The following is a 6,587-nucleotide window of genomic DNA, read 5'->3' as shown; positions in this document are numbered from 1 at the left end:
CGCGTTGGGGGTCGCCCCAGGCTTTTTTGAGTTCGGCTTTGATGGCTGCGCGCTTGCCGGCGTACTTTTCGTTGAGCTGGCGGCGGCGGAGGTCGCGGTTGACGATGCCTTTGGATGCCATCGCGGTTCTCCTAGTTTTTTCTGAAGGGCAGGCCCATGAGTTCGAGGAGCCGGCGCGCTTCTTCGTCGGTTTTGGCGGTGGTGACGATGGTGACTTGGAGGCCGCGGACTTTGTCGACGCGGTCGTAGTCGACTTCGGGGAAGATGAGTTGTTCGCGGAGGCCGAGGCTGTAGTTGCCGCGGCCGTCGAAGGCGTTGGGGTTGAGGCCCTGGAAGTCGCGGATGCGGGGCAGGGCGGCGGCGACGAGCCTATCGAGGAATTCCCACATGCGGTCGCCGCGGAGGGTGGCGGCGACGCCGATGGGGTTGCCGGCGCGGAGGCGGAAGTTGGCAATGGAGCGTTTGGCGCGGGTGACGATGGGCTTTTGGCCGGTGATGGCGGCGATCTGTTCGGTGGCCCGGTCGAGGGCGTTGGCGTCCTGGAGGGCTTCGCCGAGGCCGACGTTGACGGCGATTTTGGTGATGCGGGGTATTTGCATGATGTTGCGGTAGCCGAACTGTTGTTGCAGGGCTGGCGCGACTTCTTGTTGGTATTTGTGTTTGAGGCGGGGCGGCATTATTCGATGTCCTCTCCGCTGCGTTTTCCGACGCGTACGAGGGTGCCGTCTTCGCGTCGCCGGAAGGTGACGCGGGTGGGCTGGTCGGTGTTGGGGTCGATCAGCATGACGTTGCTGATGTGGATGGGTGCTTCGCGTTCGATGATTTGTGATGCCTGGCCGGGCTGCCGGGCGCGCTGGTGTTTTTTGATGATGTTGACGCCTTCGACGATGACGCGTTGGTGTTTGGTGAGGATTTGCCGGACGGTGCCGCGTTTGCCGCGGTCTTTGCCGGCGATGACGACGACGCGGTCGCCTTTTTTGATTTTGGCCGGCATTAGAGGACCTCCGGCGCGAGGGAGATGATTTTCATGAAGTTGCGGTCGCGCAGTTCGCGGGCGACGGGCCCGAAGATGCGGGTGCCGCGGGGGTTTTCGCCGTCGTTGGCGAGGAGGACGGCGGCGTTGTCGTCGAAGCGGATGTAGGAGCCGTCGGGGCGTCCGTATTCTTTGGCGACGCGGACGACGACGGCTTTGACGACGTCGCCTTTTTTGACGTTGGCGTGGGGTTGGGCGGATTTGACGGAGGCGACGATGATGTCGCCGGGGCGGGCGTAGCGACGTTTGCTCCCGCCGAGGACGCGGATGCAGAGGAGGGAGCGCGCGCCGGAGTTGTCGGCAACTTTGAGGCGGGTCTCCTGCTGGATCACGCGTTCACCTCCGCTTTGGGCGCGATCTGGGTGGTGGTTTCGATGTCGCGGCCGATGGTTTCGGGTGCGATTTCGGCGACGTCGCCGCGGGCGACGATCTGGATGACGCGCCAGCGTTTTTCGCGGGAGAGTGGGCGGCATTCTTCGATGCGGACGATGTCGCCGAGCCGGCACTGGTTGTTTTCGTCGTGGGCTTTGTAGCGGCCGGTGACGGTGACGACTTTGTGGTAGAGGCGGTGGGTTTTCCGGCGTTCGACGGCGACGACGACGGTTTTGTCCATTTTGTCGGATACGACGGTGCCCTGGAGGATGCGTTTGCTACCCATGGGCTTGCTCCTGTTCGGCGAGTGCTTGTAGCTGGCGTTCGCGTTTGATGGTTCGTAGCCGGGCGATGGTGCGGCGGGCGTCGCGGAGGGCCCGGTAGTTTTGGAGTTGCCGGGAGGCGTGCTGGAAGCGGAGGGTGAAGAGTGCCCGGTAGGCTTCGTTGATTTCGTGGTCGAGCCGGGCATCGTCGAGCTGTCGGTAGTCTTGGGCTTTTTTGGCCATGTCAGATCACCGCTTCTTCGCGCTGGACGATTTTGGTGGGGACGGGGAGTTTGTGGGCGGCGAGGCGGAGGGCTTCGCGGGCGATGTGTTCGGGGACGCCGGCGACTTCGAACATGATGCGGTTGGGTTTGACGACGGCGACCCAGCGGTCGGGTGCGCCTTTGCCGGAGCCCATGCGGGTTTCGGCGGGTTTGGCGGTGACGGGTTTGTCGGGGAAGATGCGGATCCAGACTTTGCCGCCGCGCTTCATTTCGTGGGTGATGGCGCGGCGGGCGCTTTCGATGTGGCGGGCGTCGATCCAGGCGGCGCCTTGGGCCTGGAGGCCCCATTCGCCGAAGGCGATGTAGTTGCCGGCCTGGGCGGCACCTTGCATGCGTCCTCGGTGCTGTTTGCGGTGTTTGACGCGGCGAGGCTGCAGCATCAGTTGGCCCCCTCGGTGGATTCGCGGACGGCGGCTTGCTGTTCCATGGAGATGGCGGTGTGAGCTGGGCCTTCGGGCTCGGCGGGGCGGCTGATGGCGGCGACGGGCTCGGGCTCGGGCTCTTCGGTGATGCGCTCGGGGCGCTGGGGGAGGACGTCGCCTTTGTAGATCCAGACTTTGACGCCGATGGTGCCGAAGGTGGTGAGTGCTTCTGCGAGGCCGTAGTCGATGTCGGCGCGGAGGGTATGGCGGGGGACGCGGCCTTGGGTTTCGCTTTCGCGCCGGGACATTTCGGCGCCGCCGAGGCGGCCGGAGATGGTGATGCGGCATCCGCGGGCGCCGCGCTGCATGGTCCGTTGGACGGCTTGTTTGATGGCGCGGCGGAAGGCGACGCGCCGCTCGAGTTGGTCGGCGACGGAGCGGGCGACGAGGTAGGCGTCGAGTTCGGGGACGCGGATTTCTTGGATGTTGACGCGGACGCGTCCGCCGGTGAATTGCTCGAGGGCGGTGCGGAGTTCTTCGACTTTTTGGCCGCCGCGGCCGATGACGATGCCGGGCTTGGCGGTGTGGATGGTGACGGTGGTGAGGTTGGCGTTCCGGTCGATTTCGATGCGGCTGATGGCGGCTTCGCGGAGCTCACGCAGGATGTAGGTGCGGAGTTCGAGGTCCTGGTGGAGCTTTTGGGTGTAATCGCGGTCGGCGAACCACTTCGATTCCCAGTCGTAGAGGATGCCGAGGCGGAAGCCGTGGGGGTGGACTTTCTGGCCCATGGGCTAGGCCTCCCTCTGGTCGAGGATGATGGTGATGTGGCTGGAGCGCTTGAGGATGGGGCTGACGCGCCCGCGGGAGCGGGGCCGGAAGCGCTTGAGGGTGCGCCCTTCGTCGGCATAGGCGCGTTTGATGTAGAGTTCGTCGACGTCGAGGTTGAAGTTGTTTTCGGCGTTGGCGGCGGCGGAGAGGACGGTCTTGGAGATGGTGCGGGCGTGGGGCGAGGGGACGTAGCGCAGGAGGGCGAGGGCCTGATCGACGGTAAGGCCGGGCAGGCGCTCGAGGATGAGGCGCACTTTGCGGGGTGAGGCGGGCATGCCGCGGGTGACTGCTCGGACTTCCATGGTTAGCGCCTGACCTTGCTCTGTTTGTCGCTCTTGGCGACGTGGCCGCGGAAGGTGCGGGTGGGGGCGAATTCGCCGAGTTTGTGGCCGACCATGTTTTCGGTGATGAAGACGGGGACGTGTCGCCGGCCGTCATGGACGGCGATGGTGAGCCCGATCATTTCGGGGAGGATGGTGGAGGCGCGCGACCAGGTCTTGATGACGGTGCGGTTCTGGGCGTTCCGCATGGCCATGACCTTTTTTTCGAGCGAGGGGTGGACGAACGGTCCTTTTTTGGTGGAACGGGACATGTCGTGCTCCTCTTTTACGACCGGCGCCGCACGATGTATTTGTCGGTGCGCTTGTTGTTGCGGGTGCGGTAGCCGAGGGCGGGTTTGCCCCATGGGGTTTTGGGCCCGGGCATTCCGACGGGTGCGCGGCCTTCGCCGCCGCCGTGGGGATGGTCGCGGGGGTTCATGACGGCGCCGCGGACTTCGGGCCGGCGGCCGCGGTGGCGGCTGCGGCCGGCTTTGCCGAGTTTGATGAGGGAGTGTTCGAGGTTGCCGACCTGGCCAACGGTGGCCATGCAGTGGATGCGGACGCGCCGCATTTCGCCAGAGGGGAGGCGGATGAGGGCGTATTCGCCTTCTTTGGCCATGAGCTGGGCGGCGGCTCCGGCGCTCCGGACGAGCTGCCCGCCTTTGCCGGGGGTGAGCTCGATGTTGTGGATTTGGGTGCCGGTGGGCATGTTGGCGAGGGGGAGGGCGTTGCCGACGCGGACTTCGGCGTCGGGGCCGCTCATGAGGGTGGCGCCGACGGTGAGTCCGTTGGGGGCGAGGATGTACCGTTTTTCGCCGTCGGCGTATTGGAGGAGGGCGATGCGGGCTGTCCGGTTGGGGTCGTATTCGATGGCGATGACCCGGGCGGGGATGCCGTGTTTTTCGCGTTTCCAATCGATGATGCGGTAGAGCCGTCGGTGGCCGCCGCCGCGGTGGCGGACGGTGATGCGGCCTTGGTTGTTGCGGCCGGCGGCTTTTTTGCGCAGGGAGACGACGAGGGTTTTTTCTGGTCGCTCTTTGGTGATTTCGGTGAAGGTGGCGCCGGTGGCGTTGCGCCGGCCGGGGGAGGTTGGCTTGTACTGCTTGATGGGCATGGCCTAGACCCCCTCGAAGAGTTCGATTTTGTCGCCCGGGACGAGCGTGACGATGGCTTTTTTCCAGTTGGGCCGGTGGACGATGCGGCGCCCGAAGCGGCGCGGCTTGCCTTTGATGGTGATGGTGTTGACGTCGGCGACGCGGACGTTGAAGGCGAGCTGGACGGCTTCTTTGATTTGGGTTTTGTTGGCGCGCGGGTCGACTTCGAAGACGTATTTGTCTTGGCCGGCGAGGATGGTGGATTTTTCGGTGATGATGGGCCGGATGAGGACGGCGTAGGGGTGGAGTTCGTTCGGCATTAGACTGCCTCCCGGGTGCGACCGCGCTGCGGTTTGATGTTGACGCCGCCCCAAAGGGTTTCGCATTTGCGGACGGCGTCTTCGCTCATGACGATGTGGTGGGCGTTGAGGAGGTCGACGACGTTGAGGTTCTGAGCGGGCAGGGCTTTGACGTTTTGGATGTTGCGGGCGGCGCGGGCGAGGGCGGGTTCGTGTTGGCCGCTGACGACGAGGGTGCGCCGCTGGATGTGGAGGGCATCGAGGATGGCCTGGACGGTGCGGGTTTTGCCGTCGGTGGTGGTGAGGTCTTGGACGACGATGAGGCTGCCGTTGAGGGCGTGGTTGCTGAGGGCGGAGCGGAGGGCGAGCCGCTTCATGGTGCGGGGAAGCTGAAGGGCGAAGCTGTGGGGTTTGGGGCCATGGGCGGAGCCGCCGCCGACGTGGTGGGGGGCGCGGATGGAGCCTTGGCGGGAGCGACCGAGGCCTTTTTGGCGGCGAATTTTGGCGGTGGAGCCGCGCACTTCGCCGCGGCGCTTGGTGTTGGCGAGGCCGGCGCGCCGGTTGGCCATCTGGGCGACGTAGGCTTGGTGGAGGACGGCGCCGTTGGGTTCGATGGCGAAGACTTCATCGGCGGCGTCGATCTCGCGGATGCGGTTGCCGGTGGTATCGAAGACGGGGAGTTTCATTTCGATACCTTCCTCGCTTTGCGGATTCGGACGAGGCCGCCTTTGGGGCCGGGGACGGAGCCGGCGATGAAGATGATGCCGGCTTCGTCGTTTCGGGTGACGATTTCGAGGTTGCGGATGGTGACGCGTTGGGCGCCCATGTGGCCGGCCATGCGGGTGCCTTTGAGGACGCGGCCGGGGGTGGTGCCGGAGCCGATGGAGCCGGGTGCGCGGTGGCGGTCGCTCTGGCCGTGGGTGCGGGGGCCGCCGCGGAAGCCGTGTCGTTTGACGCCGCCTTGGTAGCCGCGGCCTTTGGAGGTGCCGGTGATGTCGACGAGGCTGCCGATTTCGAAGAGTTCGACGCCGAGGCGGTCGCCGAGGGTGTAGGTGGTGGTGCCGTCGGTGGGGAATTCGGCGAGGTGGCGGAGTTTGAGTCCGCCGGCGGCGCGGAGGTGGCCTGTTTCGGGGCGATTGAGGCGGCGGTCTTCTTGGTAGCCCACTTGGATGGCGGTGTAGCCGTCTTTTTCGGGGGTGCGGATGTGGGTGACGTAGCAGGGTCCGACTTCGACGGCGGTGACGCCGCGCAGTCTGCCCTGGGCGTCGAAGACCTGGGTGGTTCCCAGTTTGCGGCCAAGCATTCCTTCGATGGTCATGGCGGTTACAGTTTGATCTCGATGTCGACTCCGCTGGGGAGCTGGAGCCGCATGAGGGTGTCGACGGTTTTGGAGGTGGGCTCGATGATGTCGATGAGGCGTTTGTGGGTGCGGATTTCGAATTGTTCGCGGCCGTCTTTGTGGATGTGGGGGCCGCGGATGACGGTGAATTTTTCGATGGCGGTCGGGAGCGGGACGGGCCCGGCGACGGCGGCGCCAGTCCGCTCGGCGGCCTCGACGATCTGCCGCGCCGACTGGTCGAGCAGGCGGTGGTCGTAGGCTTTGAGCTTGATGCGGATTTGTTGTCGTGCCATGGTGCCGGTCCCCTCGGGTGTCCTGTGCCTCAGGCGAGGATTTTGGTGACGACGCCGGCGCCGACGGTGCGGCCGCCTTCGCGGATGGCGAAGCGGAGGC

Annotated in this window: 15 protein-coding genes; all 15 read right to left on the bottom strand. The window is 65.5% G+C overall.

Annotation, left to right across the window (positions count from 1 at the left end):
• Positions 1-131: 131 nt before the first annotated feature.
• On the bottom strand, positions 132-677 hold the full coding sequence (gene rplE, locus VAE53_RS09915; protein ID WP_322819215.1) for a 50S ribosomal protein L5: 546 nt from the start codon (positions 675-677) through the stop codon (positions 132-134).
• The gene (rplX, locus tag VAE53_RS09910) at positions 677-994 is read right to left on the bottom strand and encodes a 50S ribosomal protein L24 (protein ID WP_322819214.1); all 318 of its coding nucleotides are present in this window, start codon (positions 992-994) and stop codon (positions 677-679) included. The genes rplE and rplX overlap by 1 nt, the downstream gene beginning before the upstream one ends.
• Complete coding sequence (gene rplN, locus VAE53_RS09905) at positions 994-1,365, bottom strand: 50S ribosomal protein L14 (protein ID WP_322819213.1); 372 nt, start codon at positions 1,363-1,365, stop codon at positions 994-996. The genes rplX and rplN overlap by 1 nt, the downstream gene beginning before the upstream one ends.
• Positions 1,362-1,691 carry a 30S ribosomal protein S17 gene (gene rpsQ / locus VAE53_RS09900; protein WP_322819212.1) on the bottom strand — a complete coding sequence of 110 codons (330 nt, stop codon included), beginning with the start codon at positions 1,689-1,691 and terminating at the stop codon, positions 1,362-1,364. Before rpsQ ends, rplN begins: the two co-directional genes overlap by 4 nt.
• On the bottom strand, positions 1,684-1,911 hold the full coding sequence (gene rpmC, locus VAE53_RS09895) for a 50S ribosomal protein L29 (protein WP_322819211.1): 228 nt from the start codon (positions 1,909-1,911) through the stop codon (positions 1,684-1,686). Before rpmC ends, rpsQ begins: the two co-directional genes overlap by 8 nt.
• Before the next feature lies 1 nt (position 1,912).
• A complete protein-coding gene (rplP, locus tag VAE53_RS09890) occupies positions 1,913-2,332 on the bottom strand; it encodes a 50S ribosomal protein L16 (RefSeq protein ID WP_322819210.1) in 420 nt (139 codons plus the stop codon).
• Entirely contained in the window at positions 2,332-3,102 is a 771-nt protein-coding gene (gene rpsC / locus VAE53_RS09885) for a 30S ribosomal protein S3 (RefSeq protein ID WP_369294047.1), read from the bottom strand. The genes rplP and rpsC overlap by 1 nt, the downstream gene beginning before the upstream one ends.
• 3 nt (positions 3,103-3,105) lie before the next feature.
• Positions 3,106-3,444, bottom strand: a complete 339-nt coding sequence (gene rplV / locus VAE53_RS09880) for a 50S ribosomal protein L22 (protein WP_322819209.1) — start codon at positions 3,442-3,444, stop codon at positions 3,106-3,108.
• A 2-nt stretch (positions 3,445-3,446) separates the two neighbouring features.
• The gene (gene rpsS, locus VAE53_RS09875) at positions 3,447-3,734 is read right to left on the bottom strand and encodes a 30S ribosomal protein S19 (protein ID WP_270057163.1); all 288 of its coding nucleotides are present in this window, start codon (positions 3,732-3,734) and stop codon (positions 3,447-3,449) included.
• 14 nt (positions 3,735-3,748) lie between these two features.
• Positions 3,749-4,576: a 50S ribosomal protein L2 gene (rplB, locus tag VAE53_RS09870; RefSeq protein ID WP_322819208.1), complete on the bottom strand. Its 828-nt coding sequence runs from the start codon at positions 4,574-4,576 to the stop codon at positions 3,749-3,751.
• A gap of 3 nt (positions 4,577-4,579) precedes the next feature.
• A complete protein-coding gene (gene rplW / locus VAE53_RS09865) occupies positions 4,580-4,876 on the bottom strand; it encodes a 50S ribosomal protein L23 (protein ID WP_322819207.1) in 297 nt (98 codons plus the stop codon).
• Positions 4,876-5,541 (bottom strand): 50S ribosomal protein L4, encoded by a 666-nt coding sequence (rplD, locus tag VAE53_RS09860; protein WP_322819206.1) that lies wholly within the window; start codon positions 5,539-5,541, stop codon positions 4,876-4,878. The genes rplW and rplD overlap by 1 nt, the downstream gene beginning before the upstream one ends.
• The gene (rplC, locus tag VAE53_RS09855; protein WP_322819205.1) at positions 5,538-6,173 is read right to left on the bottom strand and encodes a 50S ribosomal protein L3; all 636 of its coding nucleotides are present in this window, start codon (positions 6,171-6,173) and stop codon (positions 5,538-5,540) included. The genes rplD and rplC overlap by 4 nt, the downstream gene beginning before the upstream one ends.
• 5 nt (positions 6,174-6,178) lie before the next feature.
• Positions 6,179-6,487, bottom strand: coding sequence for a 30S ribosomal protein S10 (gene rpsJ, locus VAE53_RS09850; protein ID WP_322819204.1), 309 nt, complete (start codon positions 6,485-6,487; stop codon positions 6,179-6,181).
• A 29-nt stretch (positions 6,488-6,516) separates the two neighbouring features.
• The coding region (locus VAE53_RS09845; RefSeq protein ID WP_322817986.1) for a hypothetical protein at positions 6,517-6,587 on the bottom strand (71 nt) is incomplete at its 5' end.

The sequence above is a fragment of the Tepidiforma sp. genome (assembly GCF_034432735.1).
Classification (GTDB): Bacteria; Chloroflexota; Dehalococcoidia; order Tepidiformales; family Tepidiformaceae; genus Tepidiforma.
The sequence above is the reverse complement of the archived record's forward strand: the minus strand, read 5'-3'. Positions and strand labels throughout refer to the sequence as shown.